Raw genomic sequence first — 24,729 nt, 5'->3', positions numbered from 1 at the left:
CTAGGATCCGTCGCCGACCTGCCGGCCTAGTGTTTTCCAGGGGCTCCACAGCATGCAATCAAGGCTACTGCCGTCATCAGCAACCGGGCTCGCGCCCAGGGAAATCACCCTGGATGACGCAGCGCTGTTGCAGCGTTTCTTTGTCGAGAACCCGGAGTATTTCCATATCGTCCACGGTGCAGCGCCGCAGCCGGACGAGGCGCGCGACGAGATCGATGATGCACTGCCAGCGGGCTGGTCCTACACCCACAAGTGGAAAATCGGTTACTTCGACAGTGAAGGGCGCCTGCTGGCGTTCGTCAGCATTGTCACCGACCTGTTGGCACAAGGGGTCTGGCACATAGGCCTGTTCATGCTGGCTACCCCCTGTCATGGCAGCTCCCTTGCCCGGCAGTTGCACGCTGAGCTGGAGGCCTGGGCTGCGGGCGAGGGCGCACGCTGGCTGCGCTTGAGCGTGGTCCAGGACAATGCCCGGGCACAGGGCTTCTGGAATGCCTGCGGTTATGCCCAGGTGCGTACCCGTGACGGGATCGAGCTGGGGCGCTTGCAGCACCAGGTGCGGATCATGATCAAGCCCCTGGCCGGGGATGCGCTGGCCGACTACCTGGCCCTGATGCCCCGTGATCGCAGCGAGGAGCAGGTACCTTCCTGACAAGGTGCCAGGAGCACCCGGACGGCGTGACTACCGCAAGGCACCCCCCCCCCCCAGCCAGGTGCTAGGCGTGGCTGAGCGACAGCTGGCTGATGATGCAGGCCGAGCCGTCCTCCGCCGGAGTGCTGGGGGTGAAATCGATCTGGTTGTAGATCCCGCCATGAAAGTCGAATACCTGGCCATTCCAGGTCGAGTCCAGGGCGTGCGGGGGAGAGCTGGCTTGCTGACCATTGCAACTGGCGCCGATGGTGATCAGCCCAGCGTAGGTGCAGTGGATGCTGAGCTGGAACAGCGCGTCGAGCGGGACGCCGCCGAGCAGCAGTAGCGGCCTGGGGTCGGCGCCGTTGAAGCTCTGGCGCAGGGCATAGGTCAGGGTGCCCTTGTCCCAGAACACCTTGACGGCCGGATTCACGTCATCGCGTACATGCATTTGCGCAACCACCACTTTCTGCGCCGAGTTGACCTTGGTCAGGGTCATCTGCTGGCGGCTCCAATGATCGGCGGCGCTGCTCAGGGCCCAGTAGCGGGATTCCTTCCACTCGCAGCGGGTTCGATGGGTGCTTTTGCTCGCCGCGCCCCGGGTCGGCGCGCACAGTTGTATCGAGCCATCTGCCAGGCGCGAGATCACGCTCGGGCATTGGGCCAGGGCGAGGTTGCCGTTGAGCTCCAGTGCCAGCGGGTTGCTGGCCGAGGTGGGCAGTGGGGTGGCGATGTCGAGTGTGCTGATGTCTACCGGCATGTGGAGGTTTCCTTGTCGGGGCGGTCGGTGGGCCAGCGTCCAGGGCGATGCTCGCGGCTGCGGGACCGCGGCATCAGCGGGAGCTGTTTCCCGGAGCGCCCCCGGAGCCGCTAGACCGCGGTGCCGATGTGGCTGTCGACCCCGTTCCTCACCGACCCGCAGTTCTATCTCGAGCTTTGCCGCACCGTGGTCCGAGGGGCTTGATCAGCCTGAACTAAAAACGCCCCTGCCAGTCCCATTGGGCATCTTTGAACGACTGGGGGAACACCATGAAAACTCATCCTGCAATGCTTTGCGCCGCGGTTCTGGCTTCAAGCCAGGCGCTGTTGGCACAGGCTGCCCAGACCACTACCGCCGAGCCGGCCTACCAGAGCCAGGTAGCACGCTACCAGTGTGAAGGGCAGGTGCGCATCGACGCCGCCTACCTGAACATCGACAACGGCTCCTCGTTTGCCACGCTGTATTACAAGGACCAGTTGATCCCCATGCACATCGCGCGTTCCGCTTCCGGCGCCCTGTATGTGGCGGACGACGAGCAGAACAGCTTCCGCTGGCACACCAAGGGCAAGATGGGGGTGCTCTCGTTCCTGGAGGCGGACCACACCGCCACGGAGCAAACCCTGCTCAAGGATTGCAAGGAACTCGAGCAGGACTGAAAAACCGCCTACGCACTTTCCCGCGGGCAAAAAAAAGCCCGCGGGGAGTGCGGGCGAACGTAGTTGCTTGAATGAGCGAGGCGACTATACACAGCGCTTTTTCGCTGCTGGGTGAAAGAAGTTTCATCTTCCGCCTCAGGGGGCCGGCCTTGCCCAGTCCCGTACTCGGCCGGTACGTTGGCGTGCTTCGGTTTCAGACGAAGAGCTGGCTGTGAAAGCCCCGTGGCAGACGCTGCAGGCCCGGCAGGGCGGTCAGGCGTTCGGTCCAGGCGTTACGCCAGAGTTGGCTGCCATGGCTGGCCTTGGCCTTGCGTGCAGCCCGACGAGCGGAATTGCGCTGGTTGCGTCGGGCCTCCTTGTAGACCTCGGTGTTTCGGCAACTGCGGCATTTGACCCGGTTCAGTTCGCCGGTGGAGGCCAGTTGGGTGCCGTGATGACCGCAGGCCAGGTGCCCGGCGACCTTGAAGTGAGTAACCATCGCGTTTCTCCTTCGGAGTGAGTACGGAGCACGCGTCGTGTGTTCGATGCGTCTCCATACTTTTACGACCGCAGGGCACAGGCGACGTTCGTTGTTTTGTCGGCAAACCCCGAGCCACCGGCAGATCTGTTCTAACCTGCTAAGGCGAGTGAAAAATCCCTTCAGGAAGAGAGGTGGGCATGGCAACGCAACAGCAACGCCCTTACGAGCAGGAACGCAGCGATGAGACGGCACCCTACGAGGTTGAACACAAGGAGCCGCCTCCGCAGACCTGGAAGCATCCGGATGATGGCAAAAGCCTGTCGGAACTGGATGAAGAACGTCCCTTGAAACCGTGACCCACAGCCCCGCTCCAGAGCGGGGCTGTCGTTTGTGGCAAAGCCTTGGGCGGGCTCTGTTACCATCCTCTGTTTTGCCGCCCCGAAGCGCCGGGGCGAGTGGTCCGTTCAAGGGAGAAACACATGATTGTCACCACCACCGCCCATATCGAAGGCCGGGAAATTGCCAGCTACCTGGACATCGTCAGCGCCGAATCGGTCCACGGCATCAACGTGGTCCGTGACCTGTTCGCCGGCATGCGCGACTTTTTCGGCGGCCGCTCCCAGACCCTGGAGCGCGCCCTGAAGGAAGCGCGGATACAGGCCACCCATGAAATCAAGGAGCGCGCTCGGCAGTGCAACGCCGATGCGGTGGTCGGCGTGGATTTCGAGATCAGCATGCCGGCAGGGCGCGGTGGCATGGTAGTGGTCTTCGCCACCGGCACCGCCGTCAGGCTCAAGTAGCGTTCAACGCCTCCGGGCGTTCAGGGCGCGACCGGGGTGCACAGCTCCACTAAAGTGCCGTCCGGGCAGCGCACATAGGACACCGTCTGCCCCCAGGGCTTGCTTGTGGGGGGCGCCAGTTCCCGGGCACCGTGCTCCAGGGCCCGGGCATGGGCCGCCTGCACGTCTGCGGTGACCAGCCCCAGTTCCATGCCCAGGGGCTTGGGCGAGGAGTGAGCCGCCACATGGCCGGCCGGGAAATTCATTTCTGCCAGGTCATGGTCGGCGAAGGCCAGGGTAGTGCTGCCGGTTTCCAGCTCGCCATAGGTGCCGGATTCGTGGAGAAACCGCCGCTTGAAACCAAAGGCCTGCTCGAAAAAGCGCAAGGAACCTTCGACTTCGGGTACGTAGATGATGGTGTATCCGAACTGCATGGCGTGACGCTCCTGTCCATGGATTGTGAGGCGGCGAATCTAGCACGGGCCTGCGGCTGCGCAGGGCCCGTCGTTGTAAGCCGCTGTTTCATGGCTGCTGCTCCCTGAGGTGCCAGCCCAGGGCCGAGCATTGCAGCTCATGGGTCGCCGCCAGGGCCTGGAGAAAGGCCTGATCGTGGGAGGCCACCACCAGGGCCCCGGGAAAGTCCCGCAGGGCGCATTCGAAGGCCTGCACCGATTCCAGGTCCAGGTGGTTGGTGGGTTCGTCGAGCAACAGCAGTTGGGCTGGGTTGCCGCCCCACAGGGCCAGGGCCAGGGCGGCTTTCAGGCGCTCGCCGCCGCTCAGTTGCGCGCAGGGTTGCAGCACCCGCCGGGCATCCAGTTGCAGGCGTGCCAGGCGGGTACGCAAGGCGCTTTCCTCCAGGGGCGTGGCGGCGTTGCCCAGTTGTTCGAGCAGTGAGCGTGCGGGATCGAGTTGCGCCAGATGCTGATCCAGATAGGCACTGGCTACCGCCACTCGGCATTCGCCGCTCAGTGGCTGCAACTGGCCGGCCAGCAGCTTCAGCAAGGTGGACTTGCCGCAGCCATTGGGGCCGACCAGGGCGATGCGTGCCGGGCCGACGACGTTGCAGGTGAGGCGGCTGGCCGGGGCTTGCGGGTCCAGCCAGGGCAGTTGCGCCTGCAGTAGACTGAATACCGGCTGGCCGGCCTGCAATGTGGTGGCGGGCAGAGCGAGCAAGGTCGGTGACTGCGCGCCGACCCGGGCAAAGGCGGCGCGCACCTGCTCGTCGAGCTCGCTCTTGTGCCCCTGATGGGCGTGGCGTACCTGGCCCATGATGTCCCGCGCGGCGCCGAGCAGCTTGGCCCGTTCGAAGCCTGAGACGTTGGCGGTCTTGGCGTGCCGGCGCGAGGCCGCGGCGTGGCGCTGGATGGTGTCGTGTTCCCGTTGCAGGCGCTTGTGCTCGCGGCTGCGCTGGGTACGCGCATGGTCCAGCGCCGCCTGCGCCGCCTCGCTGTGGGCCTGGCGCTGCGCCTGGTACAGCGCATAGTTGCCGCCATAGACCTGGGCGCCCTGGGGGCCGAGTTCGACGATGCGTTGCACCTGCATGAGCAACTGGCGGTCATGGCTGACCAGGATCAGCCCGCCACGCCAGCCTTGCAGTTGTTCCGTCAGCCAGCGCCGGCCGTGGCGGTCCAGGTGATTGCTGGGCTCGTCGAGCAGCAGCAGGTCGGCGTTGCCCAGCAGGGCGCCGATCAGCACCACCCGGGCCAGTTGGCCGCCGCTGAGGACGTCCGCCGGGCCCTGCGGTTCCACGTGCTCCAGGCCGGCTTCATCCAGGGCCAGGCGCAGGCGCTGGGCCAGGTCCCAGCGATCATCCACCAGGTGCAGGTCTTCCAGGCTGGCGCTGCCGTCGGCCAGGCGCTCCAGGGCGCCCAGCGTCTCGGCGAGGCCGGCGACCTGGGCCACGCTCTGCCCCGGCTGTACCTGCGGGTCCTGGGGCACATAGGCCACGCTGGCAGTGTGGCTGATGCTCCCGGAGGAGGGTTGCAGGTCGCCGGCGATCAGGCGCAGCAGCAGGGACTTGCCCACGCCATTGCGCCCGACGATGGCCGTGGGCAGGCGATCGAAACTCAGGTTCAGGGCATCAAGCAGGGTTTCGCCATTGGCGAATTGATAGGTCAGCTGGTTCAGGGAAACCAGTGCGGGCAGCCGGGTGACGTGAGTCATCAGCACCTCCGGAAAATGTGGCAACAGGCCAATGAGCGCTAGCAGTGCTCATCGCGGATACATTTTTGGAAGGCTTAGTTGTTCACGTCGGCAATCGTCCTTGGACGGGAAAGAAGGTGCGTAGCCTAACCTCAGAATTCTCTGGCTGACAAGTACGCAAATTCGAAGGTGGCCGTCGTCAGCCCGGTTGGGCCTCCTTTGCCAGGCGCCGCAGAAAGTTCGCCAGGCCCGCTTCCTCGGCCTTCAGGCCCTGGCGGGCCCGGGCCTTGGGCAGCTGCGCCAACTCACCGAGGACGAAGCGCTCCAGCAGCGCCGGATGGATGTAGCACTTGCGGCACACCGCCGGAGTGTTACCCAGTTCCCGGGCCACTTCCTTGACCGTTGCCACTATGTGTCTCTTCGCCTCGGCCTGGGGCTCCCAGGGCTGCTGGCGCAACCGTTCCAGGGCCAGGACGCTGCCGGCCCAGGTGCGGTAGTCCTTGGCGGTGAAGTCGGCTCCGGTCAGTTGCTGCAGGCAGGCGTTGATGTCCGACGAGCTGACGTGGTGCCGTTGACCGTCTTCGTCCAGGTACTGGAACAGCTGCTGCCCAGGCAACTCCAGGCAGCGCTTGACCACCCGTGCCAGGCGCGGGTCCTTGACGGTGATCTGGTGCTCGACCCCGCTCTTGCCACGGAACTGGAAGTGGATGGCGCTGCCGCTGACCTGTACATGGCGGTTGCGCAACGTGGTCAGGCCGTAGGAGCGATTGTCCCGGGCATACTGGCTGTTGCCCACGCGGATGAGGGTTTCATCCAGCAGCAGGATCAAGGTGGCCATGACCTTTTCCCGGCTGAAGCCGGGCACCGCCAATTGCGCCTGCAACTGCCGGCGCAGCTTGGGCAAGGCGTTGCCGAACGCCAGCAGGCGAGCGTACTTGTCACCGTCGCGCACTTCGCGCCAGCGCGGGTGGTAGCGGTACTGCTTGCGGCCCCTTGCGTCGCGGCCGGTGGCCTGCAGATGGCCCTTGGGGTCGGGGCAGATCCACACCTCTGCGTAGGCCGGGGGAATCGCCAGGGCGTTGATCCGCTGTACCTCGGCGGCCTGGGTAAGGCGCTGGCCCTGGGCGTCGTAGTAGACGAACTTGCCCCGCAGCTTGCGCCGCCGGATGCCCGGCTGGCGGTCGTCGGTGTAGTGCAGGTCGGCGGGCAGGGCGGGGGTATCGCAAGCGTCGGGCATGGCGGCAGGTCCTGGGCAAAGTGCGGGCCGGTAGACCATGGACCGCGGCCTCGGCCAAGGGTGCCGATTTTCTCTGCGGTTTACGCCAGGACGGCCACTGCCTTGATCTGTGCCCAGAGTTGCTGCCCGGGGTGCAGGCTCAACTGGTCCCGGGAGAAGCGGGTGATGCGCGCCAGCAACGGGCTGCCCGCCACGTCCAGACGCACCAGCACATGGGCGGCGTTGTCCGCGGGGATTTCGTCGCGCACCGTTACCGGCAGGCGGTTGAGGATGCTGCTGTGCTCGCTGTCCTGCAGGCTCAGGCTGACGTCCCGGGCCTGGACCTTGAACCGCAAGGCCTTGCCCAGTGCCAGAGGCTCGTGGGCCACGCGGATAGTCAGCTGGCTGCCGGGCAGTTGCAGGGTCAGCAACTGGTAGTCCGGGTCGTAATGGCTGACCCGGCCTTCCACCACCACGCCCGCGTCGTCACCCAGGGCCAGGGGCAGGTCCAGGCGCGCCAGGGTCTCGCCCACGGGGCCGCTGGCCAGGGCCCGGCCATCGCTGAGCAGGACGATATGGTCGGCCAGGCGCGCCACTTCATCCTGGGAGTGGCTGACGTACAGCACCGGGATATCCAGCTCGTCGTGCAAGCGCTCCAGGTAGGGCAGGATCTCGCTTTTGCGTTTCGAATCCAGGGCCGCCAGGGGCTCGTCCATCAGCAGCAGCCGCGGGCTGGTGAGCAGCGCCCGGGCAATGCCGATGCGCTGGCGCTCGCCGCCGGAAAGGTGCTGCGGGTGGCGCTGCAGCAGGTGGCCGATGCCCAGCAGTTCAGTGGCCTGGGCCATGTCCACCCGGCGCTGTGTCTTGGCAATGCGCCGCAGGCCGAATTCCAGGTTGGCTTGCACGGACAGGTGGGCGAACAGGCTGGCCTCCTGGAACACATAGCCCAGGGAGCGCTTGTGGGGCGGGACGAACAGCTTGCGCTGGCTGTCCTGCCAGACTTCGTCGTTGATCTGGATGCGCCCGCGGCCGGCTTTTTCCAGGCCAGCGATGCAGCGCAGGCAGGTGGTCTTGCCCGAGCCCGAATGTCCATACAAGGCTGTTACCCCGCGCCCTGGCAGTTGCAGGTCGAGATCCAGGGCGAAGTCCTGGTAGCCCAGGTGCAGCTTGACGTGAATGCTCATCGGCTCAGCTCCAGCCGGCTTTGGTCTTGCGGCTGGAGTACAGCGCCAGCAGCACCAGGAACGAGAACACCAGCATGGCCCCGGCCAGCCAGTGGGCCTGGGCGTATTCCATGGCCTCGACGTGATCGTAGATCTGCACCGAGACCACTCGGGTCTTGTTGGGGATGTTGCCGCCGATCATCAGCACCACGCCGAACTCGCCGACGGTGTGGGCAAAGCCGAGGATCGAGGCGGTGATGAAGCCTGGCCGCGCCAGGGGCAGGATCACCGTGAAAAAGGTGTCCCAGGGGTTGGCGCGCAGGGTTGCGGCCACTTCCAGGGGACGGCTGCCAATGGCAGAAAAGGCATTTTGCAACGGCTGTACCACGAAGGGCATGGAGTAGATCACCGAGCCCAGCACCAGGCCGGCAAAACTGAACGTCAGGGTGCCCAGCCCCAGGGACTGGGTGAACTGGCCGAAGAAACCGTTGGGCCCCAGGGCCAGCAACAGGTAGAAACCTATCACCGTGGGTGGCAGCACCAGGGGCAAAGCCACCACGGCGCCGATCGGCCCCCGCAGCCAGGAGCGGGTGCGCGACAGCCACAGGGCTATCGGAGTGCCGACCACCAGCAGGATCAGCGTGGTCAGGGACGCCAGCTTGAGGGTCAGCCAGATGGCGGAAAAATCGGCACTCGACAGGCTCATTTACAGTTGGTAGCCGTAGGACTTGATCACCGCGGCGGCTTTTGGCCCCTTGAGGTAGTCCACCAGTGCCTTGGCGGCCGGGTTGTCCTTGCCCTTGTTGAGGATGACCGCGTCCTGCTTGATCGGGTCGTGCATCTGGGCCGGGACGATCCAGGCCGAACCGCTGGTGACCTTGCCGTCCTTGTAGATCTGCGACAGGGCGACGAAGCCCAGCTCGGCATTGCCGGTGGAAACGAACTGATAGGCCTGGGTGATGTTCTGGCCTTCGACGATCTTGTCCTTGACCTTGTCGGTCAGGCCCAGCTTGGCCAGTACCTGGGTTGCGGCCAGGCCGTAAGGTGCGGCTTTCGGGTTGGCGATGGACAGATGCTGGTACTGGTTGTCCTTGAGCACCTGGCCCTTGGCGTCAACGTAGCCGTCCTTGGCCGACCACAGGGCCAGGGTGCCGATGGCGTAGGTGAAGCGCGAGCCCTTGACGATGTCGCCTTCGCTTTCGAGCTTTTGCGGGGTGCTGTCGTCGGCCGAGAGGAACACTTCAAAAGGCGCGCCGTTCTTGATCTGGGTATAGAACTGCCCGGTAGCGCCGTAGGCGGCCACCAGTTTGTGCCCGGTGTCTTTCTCGAAGTCGGCGGCAATCGCCTGGATCGGTGCGGTGAAGTTGGCGGCCACCGCGACCTGGACTTCATCGGCCTGGGCCGAACCCAGGGCGAAGACAGCGAGCAGGGCGGCGAGGCAAGTCGGGGCAAAACCTGAGGCGCGAAGGTTCATCAAACAGCTCCATTGGGGGGGCGGATGCGTTGGGCAGTGAGTTATTGGAAGGGGCCTGCACCAAGGCGAGGGGGAATCGCTATATAGCGGAATATATAGCGATTTGTCGATGAACGGAACTCTGTTGCCAGCGCTTGTTGCCCGGGCCGCGATGTGGATCGCGGCTCTAGTGAATCAGCGTCTGCGCAGTTGTGCCAGGGTTTGTTCGGCCAGGCGCAGGGTCAGTTCGTAGGCGGGCAGTTCCACCCCCAGGCGCAGGGCCTGGCCGGACCAGAGGTTGGCGAAGCCTGCCTCGTCCTTGGCACGCAGCGGCATCAAGGCGCCGCCGGCCCGGGGGAAGGCCGGCGCCAACGGGCTGATGGGGCCGATTTCGCGCATGACGCGGTTGACGATGCCCCGGGCCGGGCGCCCGGTGAACAGGTTGGTCAACGCGGTTTCGCTTTCCTTGGCGTGGCGCAGGGCATGGTGGTGGGCGGCGCTGACCTTGGCTTCCGGGGTGAACAGGTAAGCGGTGCCCAGTTGCACCGCCGAGGCTCCCAGGGCCAGCGCCGCGACGATGCCCCGGGCATCGCCGATGCCGCCGGCGGCAATCACCGGCAGTTGCACCGCGTCGACGATCTGCGGCACCAGGGCCATGGTGCCGACCTGGCTGTTGAGATCGTCGCCGAGGAAGATTGCCCGGTGGCCGCCGGCTTCGTAGCCCATGGCGATGATCGCGTCGCAGCCGCGCTCCTCCAGCCAGAGCGCTTCATCGACGGTGCTGGCCGAGGACAGCACCTTGGCTCCGGTGGCCTTGACCCGGGCCAGCAACGAAGGCTCTGGAAGGCCGAAGTGGAAACTCACGACTTCAGGGCGCAACTCTTCCACCAGTTGACAGGTGCTCTCATCGAAGGGCGCGCGGTTGCTGACCGGGGTCGGAGCATCGAAGTCGGCGCCCAGCTCGCGATAGTAGGGCTCCAGGGCGTTCTTCCAGCGTTGCTCGTGTTCGGCATCGACGGGCTGCACCTGGTGGCAGAAGAAATTCAGGTTCAATGGGTTCTGCGTGGCTGAGCGAATCACCTGTACTTCCTGGCGGATCTGCCCGGCGTCGAGCATGGCGCAGGGCAGGGAGCCCAGAGCACCGGCCCGGGAGGCGCCGATCACCATGGCGGAGCCGGAGGGGCCGGCCATGGGCGCTTGGATGATGGGCAAGGCGATACCCAGCAGGTCTAAGAGGCGGCGATCAGTCCATTGGCTCATTTGCGGGAATTCTCCGTCGGCAGGTTTAGACGATGCAGCCCGTGGTTTTTATCAGGAGATGGCGCCCCGAGGCCAGCTGACTTTTCCACGGGGCTCGATTCCAGGCCTTTGCAACCGATACGGCGGCCGCTGCCGACGGCTGTCGGCGGCGTCGATCCGGCGCTAGACTGCGGCGGATATTTTTCCTCATCGCACCCCTCAAGGAAGGCTGGCCATGGATGTAAAACTGCGTGAAGTACTGCCGTTCAGCGTTGCAGGCCTGCAAGTAAGGACCCTCAACGCCGCCGAGCAACAGGCCGACAGCGCACGGATCGGGCCGATGTGGCAGCGCTTCTATGTCGAGGGGCTGTTCGACAAGATCAGCCCTCGCCAGGCTGATTCGTTCGTCTATGGCGTCTATTCCAACTACGAGTCCGATGCCAGCGGGCACTTCGACGTGACCGCCGGCGTGGCGCTGGAAGGTGCCTGCGCCGACTACCCGAGCGTGGCTGTCCAGGGCGGGGACTACCTGGTGTTCAGTGCCAAGGGCGCTATGCCCGATTGCGTGATCCAGACCTGGGGGCTGATCTGGGCCTACTTCCAGGACAACCCCCAGGTCCGGCGCGCCTTCGCCACGGATTTCGAGGTCTACACCAGTGCCGATTCGGTGGCGATCTACATCGGCATCGAGGCCTCGCAGGCCGCTTCGCGCTCCAGCAACTGACGCTTGCGTTCCACACCCCAGCGGTAGCCTGAAAGGCTGCCGTCGCTGCGTACCACCCGGTGGCAGGGAATGGCCACCGCCAGGCTGTTGGCCGCGCAGGCCTGGGCCACGGCGCGCATGGACTTGGGCGCGCCAATGCGCTGGGCAATTTCGGCGTAGCTGGCGGTGCTGCCCAGAGGAATGCTCCTCAGGGCCTGCCATACCCGCTCCTGGAACACCGTGCCCTGCAGATCCAGGGGCAGGTCCAGGCCAATGGCCGGGGCCTCGATAAACCCCACTACCTGGGCGACCAGGCGCTCGAAATCGCGGTCGGCACCGATCAGGTTGGCCCGGGGGAACTTGTCCTGCAGTTGCTCCAGCAGCGGGTCGGGTTCATCCCCCAGGAGAATCGCACACACACCGCGCGCGCTTTGCGCCACCAGTATTGCCCCCAGGGAACACTGGCCGAGGGCGAAGCGGATATCGGTGTTGGGGCCGCCGGCGCGGTAGTCGCTGGGCGTCATGCCCAGCAACTGGTCGGCCGCTTCGTAGAAACGGCTGTTGGAGTTGAAGCCGGCGTCATACAGGGCTTCGGTGACCGACTGGCCGCGTTCCAGGTGGGAGCGTACCTTGCGTGAGCGTTGCGCGTTGGCATAGGCCCGGGGGGTCAGCCCGGTGGCGGCCTTGAACACTCGGTGAAAGTGATAGCTGCTCATGCCGGCCTGCTGCGCCAGCTGGCTCAGGCTGGGCGGTGTTTCGGCGCCCTCGATCTGCCGGCAGGCCAGCGCCACCAGCGTGGCATGGTGCGCCGCGACCTGGGTCTGGTCACTGGCCAGGCGCTTGCTCGGGCGGTAGCCGGCGGCTTCGGCTTGCTCGGCGCTGTCGAAGAATTCGACATTCTCGGCCTTGGGCAAGCGCGACAGGCTGCTGGGGCGGCAATAGACGCCGGTGGTGCGCACGGCGTAGACAAAGCTGGCGTCGGCGCTGGCATCGCGCTTGAGCACGGCTTGCCAGCGGGGGTCCTGTTCGATGCGGTGCTTGCGCGACAAGGCGGTCATGGTCGGTACTCGGTAAGCGGTGGCGGCCAGATTAACCAAGCTGGGGCCGTTCGGCACTCCGGGCCTTGCGCTTGAATTCTCAACGTCAGCCGGCCCGGCGCAAGGTCAGGTTGATCCGTTGCTGGCCCAACAGCGGGTGGTGGCCGTCCTTCAGGGCCAGCACTCCGTGATAGCGCAGGCGGTCGACGCCGCCCCAGACCACCACGTCGCCATGCAGCAGCGCGACCCGCTGGCTCTTGTCGCTGCGCTGCCGGCCGCCGAAGAGAAAGATCGCCGGCAGGCCCAGGGACAGGGACACGATAGGGGCCGAGTAGTCGCGCTCGTTCTTGTCCTGATGCAGTGACATCTTTGCCCCCGGCCGGTAGCAGTTGATCAGGCAGGAGTCCGGGGCGAACCCGGGAAAGCCGGCCGCCTCGGCCGCGGCTTCGGCCAGCTCCTGGAATACCTTGGGCAGTGCTGGCCAGGGGCGCTGGCTTTGCGGGTCGATGGGGCTGTAGCGGTAGCCGCTGCGGTCGGTGGTCCAGCCCAGTTGCCCGCAACTGCTGAGGCCCACCGACATGGTGAAGCCGCCGGGCGTCTGCATCTGGCGAAAGGGTGCGGCGGCGAGCACGGCATCGAGTTGCGGCAGCAGCGCTTCGACCCAGGGCAGGGCGAAGCCGCGCAAGACCTGGGACTCTGGGCCCAGGACCTCGACGCGGGCAGGCTGCTGCAGGTCGCTGTCACTGAACAGCCCGAGGGTGGCTGGGCCGTCATCATTACAGTGCATCGTGAAAAATCACTCCAAGGGTATGGCGCTGGCCACTGTGAACGCGGCTGACACCGTGGCGCAAGGTCACCCGATAGTGCCCGCGCGCTCCGGCTACCGGGCGATGATGCACGGCGAAAACCAGCCCATCACCCTGCTTCAGACCAATGACCTGCGGCCGCGATTGCATGCGTGGGCGCTGTTCGGTGAGCACCAGTTCACCGCCGCTGAAGTCGCTTCCCGGCTGCGACAACAGGAAGGCCACTTGCAAGGGGAATACGTGCTCGCCGTACAGATCCTGGTGCAGGCAGTTGTAGTCCCCGGGGCCGTATTGCAGCAGCAAGGGCGTCGGGCGCATCTGCCCGGCGTCGTGGCAGCGCTGGATGAAGGCGGCGTGTTGCATCGGGTATTGGACGTCGATGTTCATCAGGCGGTTCCAGCGGTTGGCCTGGTCCACCAGGCGCGGGTAGAGCAACTGGCGCAATTGCGCCACGGGCTCCGGCAGCGGATAGCCAAAATACTGGTACTGGCCACGGCCAAAGCCATGGCGGGCCATGATTACTTTCGAGCGAAACAACTCGGGGCTCTGGTAAAGCCGGCTCAGGGCCTGGCATTGCGCTGGGGTCAACAGGCCTTCGAGGCGGGCGCAGCCGTCCTGGTCGAGGGCCTGCTCGATGCGGGCCCAATCCAGTTGTTGCAGGCGATCGTGTAGCGAGGGGGCGGGCATGGCGGGAGTGTCCTGGGCGGTAGGGAACCCGGCCAGTCTGCGGCACGGTTGGCCGCGGAACACTCCGTTGCTTGCGCTTGAATCGGTGGTGCGCAGCGGCGCTCTACAAGGCCTTGCTGGCGCTGACGTCGCTGATGACATCGTCGGACTGGCCATGCAGCGCCTCGAGGGCGGCCCGGGCTTCTTCCTCGGAGCCGGTCTGCAGCTGGGCGAATTCGAAGCGGCGCTCACCGTTGAGCTTGTATTTGATGACGTACTTGGTGGTCTGGGGCACGGGGCTACCTGTTGTCGCGAGGGGAGGGCTTAGCGCAGTTTCGAGCTGGAGCGGCGAATGATGCGGATCGAATGCGTCAGGTTCGGCTTGCGGGTCACGCTGATGGGCCGACGGTTGACGGTGTCGATGGTGATGTTCCAGAAGCCAGTGCTGGGGGCGGTGATCTTTGCCGGGAACTTGTCGAAGGCGCCGCCGTGATAGGTATGACGGCCGCCGTTCTTGAAACTGCGGAAGTTGGCGTCGCTCATCAGGCGAATGTTACAGACCTGGGAGCATTCGATGACGACGATATCGTCTTCGTTCAGGTGCTCGCGCTGGTGGATGAATTTCATGGGCGCCTCCAGAAGGGCTATAGCTACAAAAGCAAAAAACGTTTGCGTGGGCGGTGGCGCAGTTTATCAGGCCCAAAGGAGTATTATTCGGCCCCGGCGTCGAGCTTTGACAATTTAAAACAGTTATTTGGATTTTTATCGGCGATAAAGCCGTGCCTCCGGAGAAAAACGGCGCCTTTGCTGTCGGAGGGACTTTATTGGAGATTTTTATATGAAGCGCTGGGTGTGGGTTCTGGTCTTGGCCATCGGCGGTTGCGCAAGCGTCTCGGACATCAACCAGACACCGCCAACCCTGAGCGTGATTTCCGGCAAGAAGCCTCAGGAATACGCCAAGTGCCTGGCCGACAAGCTCTCCGGCAGCCGCGGCGCGCTGCAGGTCGAGCCGCACAAGGACGGCTTTCGGGTACTAGTGCCCCAGAGCCTGTCGCCGGCCCCGGCTGCAGTGTTCTACATTGAGGCGCGTTCCGGTGGCAGCAGCATCAAGCTGCACGAGCAGATGAGCAACAACCCCTTGCGCCCTCAGGATGTGCGCAAGGCCGGTGAAGACTGTATCTCCGGCTAAGCCGTTGCTCCCTGCGGGTGACCGGCCCCGGTTACCCGCTTGCATCCCTTCTCCAGACTTTGCCCCAGGCCCCGGGTAGCGCCGCCAAGCGCCGCCCGGGGCTGCTTTTGCGTGGGCAGAAGCCTTGTTGCACTGCGGCGATTAGCCGCTTTTTTTCGCCTGGTAAAACCTTGTTTTGCTGTTCGGTATTCGATAGGCGCGGGGCAATTTCGCGTTGTCCCGGTGGATCAATTGACCTACTATTTGTGTGCTTATGCCATGCAGGTCTAAGCATATAACTAGAATAATGGAGTTCATATGATCCCACTGGATCGAATGCTATTGAGTGGCCTGATGCTGCTGTTGGTTCAAACTGCCCATGCCGTGGAGGGGCAGAAAGTCTTTACCCAGGGAGGCGCCCAGCCGGGGGCGACGGCTTGCCTGGCCTGCCATGGCGCCGATGGCATGGGCCTGGCTCCGGCCGGGTTTCCACGCCTTGCCGGGTTGCCAGCGGGATATCTGGGCAAGCAGTTGCACGACTTTCGCAGCGGCGCCCGCACCAGCCCTGTGATGCAACCGCTGGCCAAGGCCTTGAGTGAAGAGGAAATCACCGCGGTCACCACGACCCTGGCCGCCATGCCTGCGCCCAAGCTGGCTCCTGTCAGCCGTAGCCAGGTGGCCACCGGTGTCGGTGAGCGCCTGGCCCTGCGTGGTGCCTGGGAACGGCAAGTGCCCGAGTGCGTCAGTTGCCACGGACCGGGTGGCGTGGGCGTCGGTACCGCCTTCCCACCCCTGGCCGGGCAGCCTGCCAGCTACCTGGTGGCACAGCTCAACGCCTGGCGTGAAGGTACCCGCCACAACGACCCCAATGACTTGATGGGGCACATCGCCAAATCCCTGAGCGCCGAAGAAGTGGCTGCCGTGGCGGACTACTTTGCAACCTTGAACTCCCAGGAGGCGCGCCCATGAAACTATTGATTCCAGGGGCGCTGCTGAGCCTGCTCGCGATCCAGGTCCAGGCGGCCACCATCGCCATGGAGGACCAGTCGCAGATCCCGGCGCCGAGCGCTTCCGCCCGTGTCGAGTACTTCAAGCCGCCGGCTGAAAGCGAGCTGCCGGACAACGCCTACGGCAAGCTGGTACGCGAAGGCTACGCCCTGTTCGTCGATACCAAGCGCCTGGCGCCGCAGTTCGTTGGCAACGGCCTCAATTGCAGCAATTGCCACCTTGACCAGGGGCGCCTGGCCAACTCGGCGCCACTGTGGGGCGCGTACCCGATGTACCCGGCCTATCGCAAGAAGAACGACAAGGTGAATACCTTTGCCGAGCGCCTGCAAGGCTGTTTTCAGTTCAGCATGAACGGTGGCAAGCCGCCGGCGGCGGACAGTCCGCAGATTACCGCGCTGTCGGTGTATGCCTACTGGCTGGCGAGCAAGGCGCCGCTGGGCGTCGAGCTGCCCGGGCGCGGGTATCCCGACGTGGCGCAGCCCGCCAAAGGCTACGACCTCAAGCAGGGTGCGGCGGTGTATCAGGCGCAGTGTGCGGTTTGCCACGGTGACAACGGCCAGGGCCAGAAGGCCGGTGCGGATTACGTGATGCCGCCACTCTGGGGCAAGGATTCCTACAACTGGGGTGCAGGGATGCACCGGATCAATACTGCGGCGTCCTTCATCAAGCACAACATGCCTCTGGGCAAGGGCGGCAGCCTGAGCGATCAGCAGGCCTGGGACGTGGCGGCGTTCGTCAACAGCCACGAGCGGCCGCAGGACCCGCGCCTGGTGGAGGGTTCCATCGAGAAGACCCGGGTCAAGTTCCACGCCAATGATGGGGTGAATTTGTACGGTCAGACGGTAGAAGGCGTGCTGATAGGCCAGGGCATCCGATAAACTAGCGCCCATTGTTGCCGGTGCCGCCCGGGCTCACGCCTGGGCGGCATCGATTTTTTGGGAGAAAGCATGAAGCGGGAAGATGTCAGGGCAAAGCATGCAGAGGGCTTGATCTCTGCCACCCACGTGATCCAGAACCCGGCCAATTCAGGGGAATGGATTGTGTTTTTCAAGAAGAGCGCCGGGCGCAGCTATTTTCTGGTGGACGACAGCGACGAGGTGGAATCTTTCTGTCGTCTCGACGACCTGATCGAAACCATTCGAGGCCTGGGCATCAAGTTCGCCGAAATTCATATGTAGAGGGCGTGCGCCTTCTACTTGCAGACCACTACCACGCTGCGGCTCTTATAGTTGCCAACATCGACGCCGAGGGTCTTGTCGCTTTCCTTGGTGGCGGGTGTGCCGACAGTGCTGACGATCCGATAGCCGGTGCCGGCGCAGGACGCCTCGGCTTTCTCGTAACAGCTGGCCCAGGAGCTGGCCTCGCCAGAGCAATCGATGCTCAGGCCTTGTTCGCCATTGGCCAGGTAGGTATTGGAGGCGGTGGCACATCCACTCAGGGCCAGTACTGCGGTGACAGTGAAAAGTCTGTTCATGGGGGATTTCGTCATCTGAGGGGGAGGGGGTGAAATGGCCGTGCATGCCAGTGGCGATGCTATAGCTAATGGCCATTTCGGTACAGCACGTCACCTTAGTCCTTCGCGGGCCTGCAAAAGTGCCGCAGCCCCTCTGGGTGAGGGGGTTGTGGTGCCTGCGGGGGAACATCGCCAGGGCGAAAACGGTGCCATCATGGAGTCCGGATGGCCCGCCTTGGCTGTTGAGTCGAGGGTGTACCTGGTCGATGCCTGGGGCATTCCGGCAACCCTGTGCAGGTGCCGGTTTACAAGCGCTGCGCGGTGATGGAGGTTTACCTGGCAGGCTATCTGGAGGATGCTGCGGAACTATCCGGCACTTTATTTCTCTATGATGGCAGCGGTTAGCCAGCGCGGGGCATTGTAAGGCGCTCGCGCCCTCATTAGACTGCGCCGAAACTCGTACACACAGCCTTTTTAAGGACTCATATGATCAAGAAATGCTTGTTCCCAGCAGCCGGTTACGGTACTCGCTTCCTGCCAGCGACTAAAGCCATGCCTAAAGAAATGCTGCCGGTGGTGAACAAGCCACTGATCCAGTACGGCGTTGAAGAAGCGCTGGATGCCGGATTGAATGAAATCTCCATCGTGACCGGCCGCGGCAAGCGCGCCCTCGAAGACCACTTCGACATCAGTTACGAGCTGGAAAACCAGATCAAGGGCACCGACAAGGAGAAATACCTGGTCGGTATCCGCAAGCTGCTGGACGAGTGCTCGTTCTCCTACACTCGCCAGACCGAAATGAAAGGCCTGGGCCACGCCATTCTGACTGGCCGCCCGCTGATCGGTGACGAACCCTTCGCCGTGGTGCTGGCGGACGACCTGTGCGTCAACCTCGAAGGCGACGGCGTACTGACCCAGATGGTCAAGCTGTACAAGCAGTTCCGCTGCTCGATCGTGGCCATCCAGGAAGTCGATCCGCAGGAAACCAACAAGTACGGCGTGATTGCTGGCGAGATGATCCGTGACGACATCTACCGCGTTCACAGCATGGTCGAGAAGCCAAAGCCGGAAGACGCACCGTCGAACCTGGCGATCATCGGTCGTTACATCCTGACTCCGGACATCTTTGACCTGATCGAGCAGACCGAGCCGGGCAAGGGTGGCGAGATCCAGATCACCGATGCCCTGATGAAGCAGGCGCAGAACGGCTGCGTGATGGCCTACAAGTTCAAGGGCAAGCGTTTCGACTGCGGTGGTGCCGAAGGCTACATCGACGCAACCAACTTCTGCTTCGAGAACTTCTACAAGACCGGCAAGGCTTACTGATAGCCGCTGCACGGGTTTTTCGGAAAAGCCACCTTCGGGTGGCTTTTTCATTTGTCGCCCTTATGTAGACCTCTGCGCTGACCCGATCGCCATCTGCGGTTATGCTTGTCAGCCTGCCTGGGAGAGTGAAATGGCCTACGATTTTGATCTTTATGTAATTGGTGCCGGTTCCGGCGGTGTGCGCTGCGCGCGATTCGCGGCGGGTTTTGGCGCGAAGGTCGCGGTCGCTGAAAGCCGCTATCTGGGCGGTACCTGTGTCAACGTCGGCTGCGTGCCGAAAAAGCTGCTGGTGTACGGCGCGCACTTCGCCGAAGACTTCGAGCAGGCCTCGGGTTTCGGCTGGTCCCTGGGTGAGGCGAATTTCGATTGGGCGACCCTGATCGCCAACAAGGATCGCGAAATCAATCGCCTCAACGGCATCTACCGCAATCTGCTGGTCAACAGCGGCGTGACCCTGCATGAAGGCCACGCCAAGCTGATCGATCCGCACCAGGTAGAGGTCAACGGCCAGCGCTACAGCGCCAAGCACATCCTCATTGCCACCGGCGGCTGGCCACAGATCCCGGATACCCCGGGGCGTGAGCATGCCATCAGTTCCAACGAGGCCTTCTTCCTCAATGAGCTGCCCAAGCGCGTGCTGGTGGTGGGCGGTGGCTACATCGCGGTGGAGTTTGCCGGGATCTTCCATGGCCTGGGCGCCGATACCCAGCTGTTGTATCGCGGTGAGCTGTTCCTGCGCGGTTTCGACGGCGCAGTGCGCAAGCACTTGCAGGAGGAGCTGACCAAGCGTGGTTTGGGTCTGCAGTTCAATGCCGACATCGAGCGCATCGACAAGCAGGCCGACGGCAGTCTTGAGGTCACCCTTAAGGATGGTCGCAAGCTGGTCGCCGATTGTGTGTTCTATGCCACCGGGCGCCGGCCGATGCTGGACAACCTGGGGCTGGAGAATACCGGCGTGAAGCTCGACAAGCGCGGTTTCATCGAAGTGGACGAGCAGTATCAGAGCAGTGAGCCGTCGATCCTGGCGATTGGCGATGTCATCGGTCGCGTGCAACTGACGCCGGTGGCCCTGGCCGAGGGCATGGCCGTGGCTCGGCGCCTGTTCAAGCCCGAGCAGTACCGTCCCGTGGATTACCAGATGATTCCTACGGCGGTGTTCAGCCTGCCGAACATCGGTACCGTCGGCCTCACCGAAGAGCAGGCGCGAGAAGCGGGGCACAAGGTGCAGATCTTCGAGAGCCGCTTCCGGCCGATGAAGCTGACCCTGACCGACTGCCAGGAACGCACCCTGATGAAGCTGGTGGTGGACGCCGACAGCGACAAGGTCCTGGGGTGCCACATGGTCGGCCCGGATGCCGGTGAAATCGTTCAGGGCCTGGCAATTGCCCTGAAGGCGGGGGCGACCAAGCGCGACTTCGACGAAACCATCGGCGTGCACCCGACGGCCGCCGAAGAGTTCGTCACCATGCGTACGCCTGTCGCGGGCTGATCAAGCCTTCGCAGGTGCGTCTGGCTGGGCCTTGGTGGCAGCAGCCAGGCGCAACGCCTCCAGGCCGGCCTCGGCCTTGGTGGCGCGCAACTCCATCTCCTTGCTCGATCGAGCCTGTTTCCTGGTTTGTTCCTTGAGTGCCTGAACTTCTTCCTGGGCAACGCGCAGGCGTTCCTGGAGCAGGGTGCTTTCGCTGTCCTGGCGGGCGACCTGTTCGCTCAGGCGGGCCTGTAGCGCCGAGTTCTTGCTGGCGGCATCCTGGGCTTGCTTGAGCTCTTTGTGGATGGCGCGCTGTTCGCTGAGCAGGCGCTCGTTATCGCGATGCAGTTGGGTGATCTCGTCCTGGCGTACCAGCGCGCTCTGTTGGGCCTGGCGCAGCTCCATCTGGATCTGTTGCAACTGCCCTTCGTGGCGGCGCTGCTCCTGTTCGCGCTGTTCCTTGCTGGCCGCGCGGTAGTGCTCCAGGGCGTCCCTGGCATGCAGGTGCTTTTCCTCCAGGGAGTGGATCTGCTGCTCCTTGTCCTCCAGCCGCAGCTCAAGGCCCTTGAGTGCCTGGTTGAGTTCGGCGTTGCGGGTCTGTTCGCTCTGCAGCATGGAGCGAGTGTCTTGCAGGGCGGCGCTTTCCCCGGCCAGGGCGCTGGCCTGAATCTGCAACTGCTGTTGCAACTGCTCCTGAAGCTGGTGGGCTTCGTTCAACTGGTGTTCCAGCACCTGCTTCTGTTCTTCGAAGTGGGCGAGGGCTTGCTCCAGGGGTTCCTGGGCCTGCTCCTGCAGGCGTTGCGCCAGGCGCCCCACCAGTTCACCCAATTCTTGGTCCAGGGGCGCAGGGCCGCTGTCACGCCGGCTGGCGCCGTCATCCAGCTCCTTGAGATAGCGGTGGATGGTGGTTTTCGAGCCGGTATTGCCCATTTCGATGCGTACTGCGTCGATGCTGGGGTGTTCGCCGCGGGCAAGAATCGCCTGACGCGCTTTCTTCACCACCGCCTTGTTTATGCCTCCGCGAGCCATGCATCCTCCGACGATTTAATACTGTGTTACGTGGTATGTAATTACATGGAATTGTACAGCAGATGTGAAATTATCAAAAGCCTGAAACTGACATGGGATATTATGGTATTACCCCCTGTGATAGGCGCTGAGGGCGGTTTTCGCCAGCCATCGCCGTACATTTGCCTGAGTTGAGCTGCCATGAGCGAGCTGGATCGTTATCTGCAAGCCGCCACCCGCGACAACACCCGTCGCAGCTATCGGGCGGCCATCGAGCATTTCGAAGTGCAGTGGGGCGGTTTCCTTCCGGCTACGGCCGAAAGCGTGGCCCGCTACCTGGCCGCCTATGCCGGTGAGCTGTCGATCAATACCCTGCGGTTGCGCCTGTCGGCCCTGGCCCAGTGGCACAGCAGCCAGGGCTTTGCCGACCCGACCAAGGCACCGGTGGTGCGCCAGGTGTTCAAGGGCATCCGTGCGCTGCACCCGGTACAGGAAAAACAGGCGCAACCCTTGGAGCTGCAGCACCTGGAACAGGTCGTCGCCTGGCTAGATAAGGAGGTCGCGAGTGCCGCAGCTGAACAGCGCCAGGGGGATCTGTTACGTGCCCGGCGTGATCGGGCGCTGATCTTGCTGGGCTTCTGGCGCGGTTTTCGCAGTGATGAGCTGTGCCGCTTGCAGATCGAGCATGTGCAAGCGGTGGCCGGGTCGGGCATCAGCCTCTACCTGCCCCGCAGCAAGAGTGACCGTGACAACCTTGGGCGGACCTTTCACACCCCGGCCTTGCTGCGCCTGTGCCCGGTGCAGGCCTATATCGAGTGGATCAACAGCGCGGCGCTGGTGCGCGGGCCGGTGTTTCGCGGCATCAACCGCTGGGGGCGCCTGAGCGAGCAGGGGTTGCATGCCAATAGCGTGATCGCGTTGCTGCGCCAAGCCCTGGAGCGTGCCGGTATCGCTGGCGAACATTACACCAGCCATTCCCTGCGCCGGGGCTTCGCCACCTGGGCGCACCGCAGCGGTTGGGATCTGAAATCACTGATGAGCTATGTCGGCTGGAAGGACATGCAGTCCGCCATGCGCTACGTCGAGGCCAACCCGTTCATGGGCATGGCGCGCATCGGCGAGAAGCCGGTACAGCAGTAGATTAAGGTTTCTTCTATTAATACTGTTGGCTGATAGTCAAAACCAATCGGCAGCATCAGGTTTGCCAATGAGCCAAGGGGCGATTCATTGGTTAGGATTCTCCCCATCAAGTTTTCACCCAATGTTCTCAACCACTGATGGAGAGTCAACGATGCCTATCATCAACAGCCAAGTTAAACCCTTCAAAGCTACCGCATTCAAAAACGGCGCATTCGTCGAAGTGTCGGACGCCGATCTGAAAGGCAAATGGTCTGTCGTGTTCTTCTACCCGGCTGACTTCACCTTCGTGTGCCCAACCGAGCTGGAAGACCTGGCCGACAACTACGCCGAATTCCAGAAGCTGGGCGTCGAGATCTACAGCGTTTCCACCGACACCCACTTCGCCCACGCTGCCTGGCACAACACTTCGCCAGCCATCGGCAAGATCCAGTACACCATGATCGGCGACCCGACCCTGGCCATCTCCCGCAACTTCGATGTGCTGATCGAAGAAGCCGGTCTGGCTGACCGTGGCACCTTCGTGATCAACCCTGAAGGGCAGATCAAGATCGTTGAAATCAACGACGGCGGTGTAGGCCGTGACGCTTCCGAGCTGCTGCGCAAGATCAAGGCCGCTCAGTACGTCGCTGCTCACCCAGGCGAAGTCTGCCCAGCCAAGTGGAAAGAAGGCGAGGCCACCCTGGCTCCGTCCCTGGACCTGGTCGGCAAGATCTAAGTCCATGCATTACCCAAGGGCGGTGATCCGCACTTAAGCCAGCTGCACCGCCCTCAAACAACGCCCGGGCGAGATTCGCTCGGGCGTTGTTTTTTCTACCGAATCAAAACAGGAGATCGCCCGTATGTTGGACGCCAATCTTAAAGCTCAGTTGAAGTCTTACCTGGAACGGGTCACCCAGCCGATCGAGATCGTAGCCTCCCTCGACGACGGTGCGAAATCCCAGGAAATGCTCGCGTTACTCAAAGACATTGTCAGTCTTTCCAACCAGATTACCTTGCTCGATAACGGCAGCGACGCGCGCAAGCCTTCGTTCTCGTTGAATCGCCCGGGAAGTGATATCAGCTTGCGTTTCGCCGGTATTCCCATGGGCCACGAATTCACTTCCCTGGTGCTGGCCTTGCTGCAAGTGGGTGGTCATCCATCCAAGGCCAGTGCCGAGGTGATCGAGCAGATCCGCTCGCTCAAGGGCGAGTTCAATTTCGAAACCTATTTCTCGCTGTCCTGCCAGAACTGCCCGGACGTGGTCCAGGCGCTGAACCTGATGGCGGTGCTCAACCCCAACATCCGTCACGTGGCCATCGATGGCGCGCTGTTCCAGGCCGAAGTCGATGAACGCAAGGTCATGGCGGTGCCCAGTGTCTACCTCAATGGCGTGAACTTCGGCCAGGGGCGCATGGGGCTGGAGGAAATCCTCGCCAAGCTCGACACCGGTGCGGTGGAGAAGCAGGCGCAGAAACTCAACGCCAAGGAAGCCTTCGACGTGCTGGTGGTCGGCGGTGGTCCAGCGGGTGCTTCGGCAGCCATCTATGCCGCTCGCAAAGGCATCCGTACCGGTGTGGCTGCCGAGCGTTTCGGTGGCCAGGTGCTGGACACCATGGCGATCGAGAACTTCATCTCGGTGCAGGCAACTGAAGGGCCGAAGCTGGCCGCCGCCCTGGAAGAGCACGTCAAGCAGTACGACGTGGACATCATGAACCTGCAGCGGGCCAGTGCCCTGGTGCCGGCCAAGGAAGTCGGCGGCTTGCACGAGATCCAGTTCGAAAGCGGCGCCAGCCTCAAGGCCAAGTCGGTGATCCTGGCTACCGGTGCCCGCTGGCGCGAGATGGGCGTGCCGGGTGAGCAGGAATACAAGGCCAAGGGCGTGTGCTTCTGCCCGCACTGCGACGGCCCGCTGTTCAAGGGCAAGCGTGTGGCGGTGATTGGCGGCGGCAACTCCGGTGTCGAAGCGGCCATCGACCTGGCGGGTATCGTCAGCCACGTGACCCTGCTGGAGTTCGACAGCAAGCTGCGGGCGGATGCGGTGTTGCAGCGCAAGCTCTTCAGCCTGCCCAACGTCAAAGTCATCACCAGCGCCTTGACCAGCGAAGTGAAGGGTGACGGCCAGAAGGTCACCGGCCTGGCCTACAAGGACCGTGATTCGGGCGAGTTCCACACGGTGGACCTGGAAGGCATCTTTGTGCAGATCGGCCTGTTGCCCAACACAGATTGGCTCAAGGGCACCGTCGAGCTGTCGCCTCGTGGCGAGATCATCGTCGATGCCCGCGGCGAGACTTCGCTGCCTGGGGTATTTGCTGCAGGTGACGTCACCACGGTGCCCTACAAGCAGATCGTGATAGCCGTGGGCGAGGGCGCCAAGGCTTCCCTCAGTGCATTCGATCACTTGATCCGTACCTCAGCACCGGCTTGATCGGTCGCTTAGAAAAACAAAACCCCATGAGCCTGGCTCATG

Annotated in this window: 30 protein-coding genes; 14 read left to right on the top strand and 16 right to left on the bottom strand. The window is 63.4% G+C overall.

Annotated features, from left to right (window positions below; all coding sequences use genetic code 11):
* Window positions 1-52 precede the first annotated feature (52 nt).
* Window positions 53-652, top strand: coding sequence for a GNAT family N-acetyltransferase (locus tag AC1RGE_RS07365; RefSeq protein ID WP_011061704.1), 600 nt, complete (start codon window positions 53-55; stop codon window positions 650-652).
* A gap of 64 nt (window positions 653-716) precedes the next feature.
* Here the strand turns inward: AC1RGE_RS07365 and AC1RGE_RS07360 are convergent, their stop codons facing one another.
* Window positions 717-1,391: a polysaccharide lyase family 7 protein gene (locus AC1RGE_RS07360; RefSeq protein ID WP_072441566.1), complete on the bottom strand. Its 675-nt coding sequence runs from the start codon at window positions 1,389-1,391 to the stop codon at window positions 717-719.
* A 269-nt stretch (window positions 1,392-1,660) separates the two neighbouring features.
* On the opposite strand from AC1RGE_RS07360, the gene AC1RGE_RS07355 reads away from it, so the two are divergent.
* A complete protein-coding gene (locus AC1RGE_RS07355) occupies window positions 1,661-2,047 on the top strand; it encodes an MliC family protein (protein WP_019094152.1) in 387 nt (128 codons plus the stop codon).
* A gap of 193 nt (window positions 2,048-2,240) precedes the next feature.
* Here the strand turns inward: AC1RGE_RS07355 and AC1RGE_RS07350 are convergent, their stop codons facing one another.
* Window positions 2,241-2,525: a hypothetical protein gene (locus AC1RGE_RS07350; protein WP_492583777.1), complete on the bottom strand. Its 285-nt coding sequence runs from the start codon at window positions 2,523-2,525 to the stop codon at window positions 2,241-2,243.
* A 179-nt stretch (window positions 2,526-2,704) separates the two neighbouring features.
* On the opposite strand from AC1RGE_RS07350, the gene AC1RGE_RS07345 reads away from it, so the two are divergent.
* Window positions 2,705-2,863 (top strand): hypothetical protein, encoded by a 159-nt coding sequence (locus tag AC1RGE_RS07345; RefSeq protein ID WP_011061701.1) that lies wholly within the window; start codon window positions 2,705-2,707, stop codon window positions 2,861-2,863.
* Between the two features lie 123 nt (window positions 2,864-2,986).
* Window positions 2,987-3,307, top strand: a complete 321-nt coding sequence (locus tag AC1RGE_RS07340; protein WP_492583775.1) for a YbjQ family protein — start codon at window positions 2,987-2,989, stop codon at window positions 3,305-3,307.
* 20 nt (window positions 3,308-3,327) lie between these two features.
* Here the strand turns inward: AC1RGE_RS07340 and AC1RGE_RS07335 are convergent, their stop codons facing one another.
* The 7 genes from AC1RGE_RS07335 to AC1RGE_RS07305 form a co-directional block, all read right to left on the bottom strand.
* Window positions 3,328-3,720, bottom strand: a complete 393-nt coding sequence (locus tag AC1RGE_RS07335) for a VOC family protein (RefSeq protein ID WP_011061699.1) — start codon at window positions 3,718-3,720, stop codon at window positions 3,328-3,330.
* Between the two features lie 88 nt (window positions 3,721-3,808).
* Window positions 3,809-5,449 (bottom strand): ABC-F family ATP-binding cassette domain-containing protein, encoded by a 1,641-nt coding sequence (locus tag AC1RGE_RS07330; RefSeq protein ID WP_492583773.1) that lies wholly within the window; start codon window positions 5,447-5,449, stop codon window positions 3,809-3,811.
* A 178-nt stretch (window positions 5,450-5,627) separates the two neighbouring features.
* The gene (locus tag AC1RGE_RS07325; RefSeq protein ID WP_123430656.1) at window positions 5,628-6,665 is read right to left on the bottom strand and encodes a DNA topoisomerase IB; all 1,038 of its coding nucleotides are present in this window, start codon (window positions 6,663-6,665) and stop codon (window positions 5,628-5,630) included.
* A gap of 80 nt (window positions 6,666-6,745) precedes the next feature.
* A complete protein-coding gene (gene modC / locus AC1RGE_RS07320) occupies window positions 6,746-7,828 on the bottom strand; it encodes a molybdenum ABC transporter ATP-binding protein (RefSeq protein WP_019094157.1) in 1,083 nt (360 codons plus the stop codon).
* Window positions 7,829-7,832: 4 nt separating this feature from the next.
* Window positions 7,833-8,513 carry a molybdate ABC transporter permease subunit gene (gene modB / locus AC1RGE_RS07315; protein WP_015635894.1) on the bottom strand — a complete coding sequence of 227 codons (681 nt, stop codon included), beginning with the start codon at window positions 8,511-8,513 and terminating at the stop codon, window positions 7,833-7,835.
* A complete protein-coding gene (gene modA, locus AC1RGE_RS07310) occupies window positions 8,514-9,281 on the bottom strand; it encodes a molybdate ABC transporter substrate-binding protein (RefSeq protein ID WP_011061694.1) in 768 nt (255 codons plus the stop codon).
* 174 nt (window positions 9,282-9,455) lie between these two features.
* Entirely contained in the window at window positions 9,456-10,520 is a 1,065-nt protein-coding gene (locus AC1RGE_RS07305; RefSeq protein WP_011061693.1) for an NAD(P)H-dependent flavin oxidoreductase, read from the bottom strand.
* 214 nt (window positions 10,521-10,734) lie between these two features.
* On the opposite strand from AC1RGE_RS07305, the gene AC1RGE_RS07300 reads away from it, so the two are divergent.
* The gene (locus AC1RGE_RS07300) at window positions 10,735-11,223 is read left to right on the top strand and encodes a GyrI-like domain-containing protein (RefSeq protein ID WP_011061692.1); all 489 of its coding nucleotides are present in this window, start codon (window positions 10,735-10,737) and stop codon (window positions 11,221-11,223) included.
* Here the strand turns inward: AC1RGE_RS07300 and ada are convergent.
* From ada to AC1RGE_RS07275, 5 genes are all read right to left on the bottom strand, one after another.
* Window positions 11,175-12,260 (bottom strand): bifunctional DNA-binding transcriptional regulator/O6-methylguanine-DNA methyltransferase Ada, encoded by a 1,086-nt coding sequence (gene ada / locus AC1RGE_RS07295; RefSeq protein ID WP_492583771.1) that lies wholly within the window; start codon window positions 12,258-12,260, stop codon window positions 11,175-11,177. The two genes, AC1RGE_RS07300 and ada, sit on opposite strands and share 49 nt — an antisense overlap.
* Before the next feature lie 85 nt (window positions 12,261-12,345).
* Window positions 12,346-13,026 (bottom strand): DNA oxidative demethylase AlkB, encoded by a 681-nt coding sequence (gene alkB, locus AC1RGE_RS07290; protein WP_492583769.1) that lies wholly within the window; start codon window positions 13,024-13,026, stop codon window positions 12,346-12,348.
* Window positions 13,016-13,732: a 2OG-Fe(II) oxygenase gene (locus AC1RGE_RS07285; RefSeq protein ID WP_011061689.1), complete on the bottom strand. Its 717-nt coding sequence runs from the start codon at window positions 13,730-13,732 to the stop codon at window positions 13,016-13,018. The genes alkB and AC1RGE_RS07285 overlap by 11 nt, the downstream gene beginning before the upstream one ends.
* A 103-nt stretch (window positions 13,733-13,835) precedes the next feature.
* Window positions 13,836-14,006 carry a hypothetical protein gene (locus AC1RGE_RS07280; protein WP_011061688.1) on the bottom strand — a complete coding sequence of 57 codons (171 nt, stop codon included), beginning with the start codon at window positions 14,004-14,006 and terminating at the stop codon, window positions 13,836-13,838.
* A gap of 29 nt (window positions 14,007-14,035) precedes the next feature.
* A complete protein-coding gene (locus AC1RGE_RS07275; RefSeq protein ID WP_011061687.1) occupies window positions 14,036-14,338 on the bottom strand; it encodes a DUF1883 domain-containing protein in 303 nt (100 codons plus the stop codon).
* A gap of 211 nt (window positions 14,339-14,549) precedes the next feature.
* On the opposite strand from AC1RGE_RS07275, the gene AC1RGE_RS07270 reads away from it, so the two are divergent.
* The 4 genes from AC1RGE_RS07270 (at window position 14,550) to AC1RGE_RS07255 (ending at window position 17,065) form a co-directional block, all read left to right on the top strand.
* The gene (locus AC1RGE_RS07270) at window positions 14,550-14,900 is read left to right on the top strand and encodes a hypothetical protein (protein ID WP_011061686.1); all 351 of its coding nucleotides are present in this window, start codon (window positions 14,550-14,552) and stop codon (window positions 14,898-14,900) included.
* A gap of 297 nt (window positions 14,901-15,197) precedes the next feature.
* Entirely contained in the window at window positions 15,198-15,848 is a 651-nt protein-coding gene (locus AC1RGE_RS07265; RefSeq protein ID WP_011061685.1) for a c-type cytochrome, read from the top strand.
* Window positions 15,849-15,913: 65 nt separating this feature from the next.
* Window positions 15,914-16,765 carry a c-type cytochrome gene (locus AC1RGE_RS07260; protein ID WP_492584254.1) on the top strand — a complete coding sequence of 284 codons (852 nt, stop codon included), beginning with the start codon at window positions 15,914-15,916 and terminating at the stop codon, window positions 16,763-16,765.
* 69 nt (window positions 16,766-16,834) lie between these two features.
* Window positions 16,835-17,065: a hypothetical protein gene (locus AC1RGE_RS07255; protein ID WP_011061683.1), complete on the top strand. Its 231-nt coding sequence runs from the start codon at window positions 16,835-16,837 to the stop codon at window positions 17,063-17,065.
* A gap of 14 nt (window positions 17,066-17,079) precedes the next feature.
* On the opposite strand, the gene AC1RGE_RS07250 is transcribed toward AC1RGE_RS07255, so the two are convergent.
* Window positions 17,080-17,361 (bottom strand): hypothetical protein, encoded by a 282-nt coding sequence (locus AC1RGE_RS07250; protein ID WP_011061682.1) that lies wholly within the window; start codon window positions 17,359-17,361, stop codon window positions 17,080-17,082.
* Window positions 17,362-17,826: 465 nt separating this feature from the next.
* Between AC1RGE_RS07250 and galU the strand changes: the two genes are divergently transcribed.
* Window positions 17,827-18,666, top strand: a complete 840-nt coding sequence (gene galU, locus AC1RGE_RS07245) for a UTP--glucose-1-phosphate uridylyltransferase GalU (protein ID WP_011061681.1) — start codon at window positions 17,827-17,829, stop codon at window positions 18,664-18,666.
* A 130-nt stretch (window positions 18,667-18,796) separates the two neighbouring features.
* Complete coding sequence (gorA, locus tag AC1RGE_RS07240; protein WP_492583767.1) at window positions 18,797-20,155, top strand: glutathione-disulfide reductase; 1,359 nt, start codon at window positions 18,797-18,799, stop codon at window positions 20,153-20,155.
* On the opposite strand, the gene AC1RGE_RS07235 is transcribed toward gorA, so the two are convergent.
* A complete protein-coding gene (locus AC1RGE_RS07235; RefSeq protein WP_011061679.1) occupies window positions 20,156-21,163 on the bottom strand; it encodes a DNA-binding protein in 1,008 nt (335 codons plus the stop codon).
* A gap of 180 nt (window positions 21,164-21,343) precedes the next feature.
* Between AC1RGE_RS07235 and AC1RGE_RS07230 the strand changes: the two genes are divergently transcribed.
* The 3 genes from AC1RGE_RS07230 to ahpF all read left to right on the top strand — a co-directional run bounded on the left by AC1RGE_RS07230 (window position 21,344) and on the right by ahpF (window position 24,687).
* Window positions 21,344-22,282, top strand: coding sequence for a site-specific integrase (locus tag AC1RGE_RS07230; RefSeq protein WP_019094164.1), 939 nt, complete (start codon window positions 21,344-21,346; stop codon window positions 22,280-22,282).
* A 151-nt stretch (window positions 22,283-22,433) separates the two neighbouring features.
* The gene (gene ahpC / locus AC1RGE_RS07225; RefSeq protein WP_011061677.1) at window positions 22,434-22,997 is read left to right on the top strand and encodes an alkyl hydroperoxide reductase subunit C; all 564 of its coding nucleotides are present in this window, start codon (window positions 22,434-22,436) and stop codon (window positions 22,995-22,997) included.
* A 124-nt stretch (window positions 22,998-23,121) separates the two neighbouring features.
* Window positions 23,122-24,687, top strand: a complete 1,566-nt coding sequence (gene ahpF, locus AC1RGE_RS07220) for an alkyl hydroperoxide reductase subunit F (protein ID WP_011061676.1) — start codon at window positions 23,122-23,124, stop codon at window positions 24,685-24,687.
* The last annotated feature ends 42 nt before the right edge of the window (window positions 24,688-24,729 follow it).

The organism is Pseudomonas sp. GW823-FHT02C05, from assembly GCF_058797595.1.
This window is presented reverse-complemented; position numbering and strand designations above follow the sequence as displayed.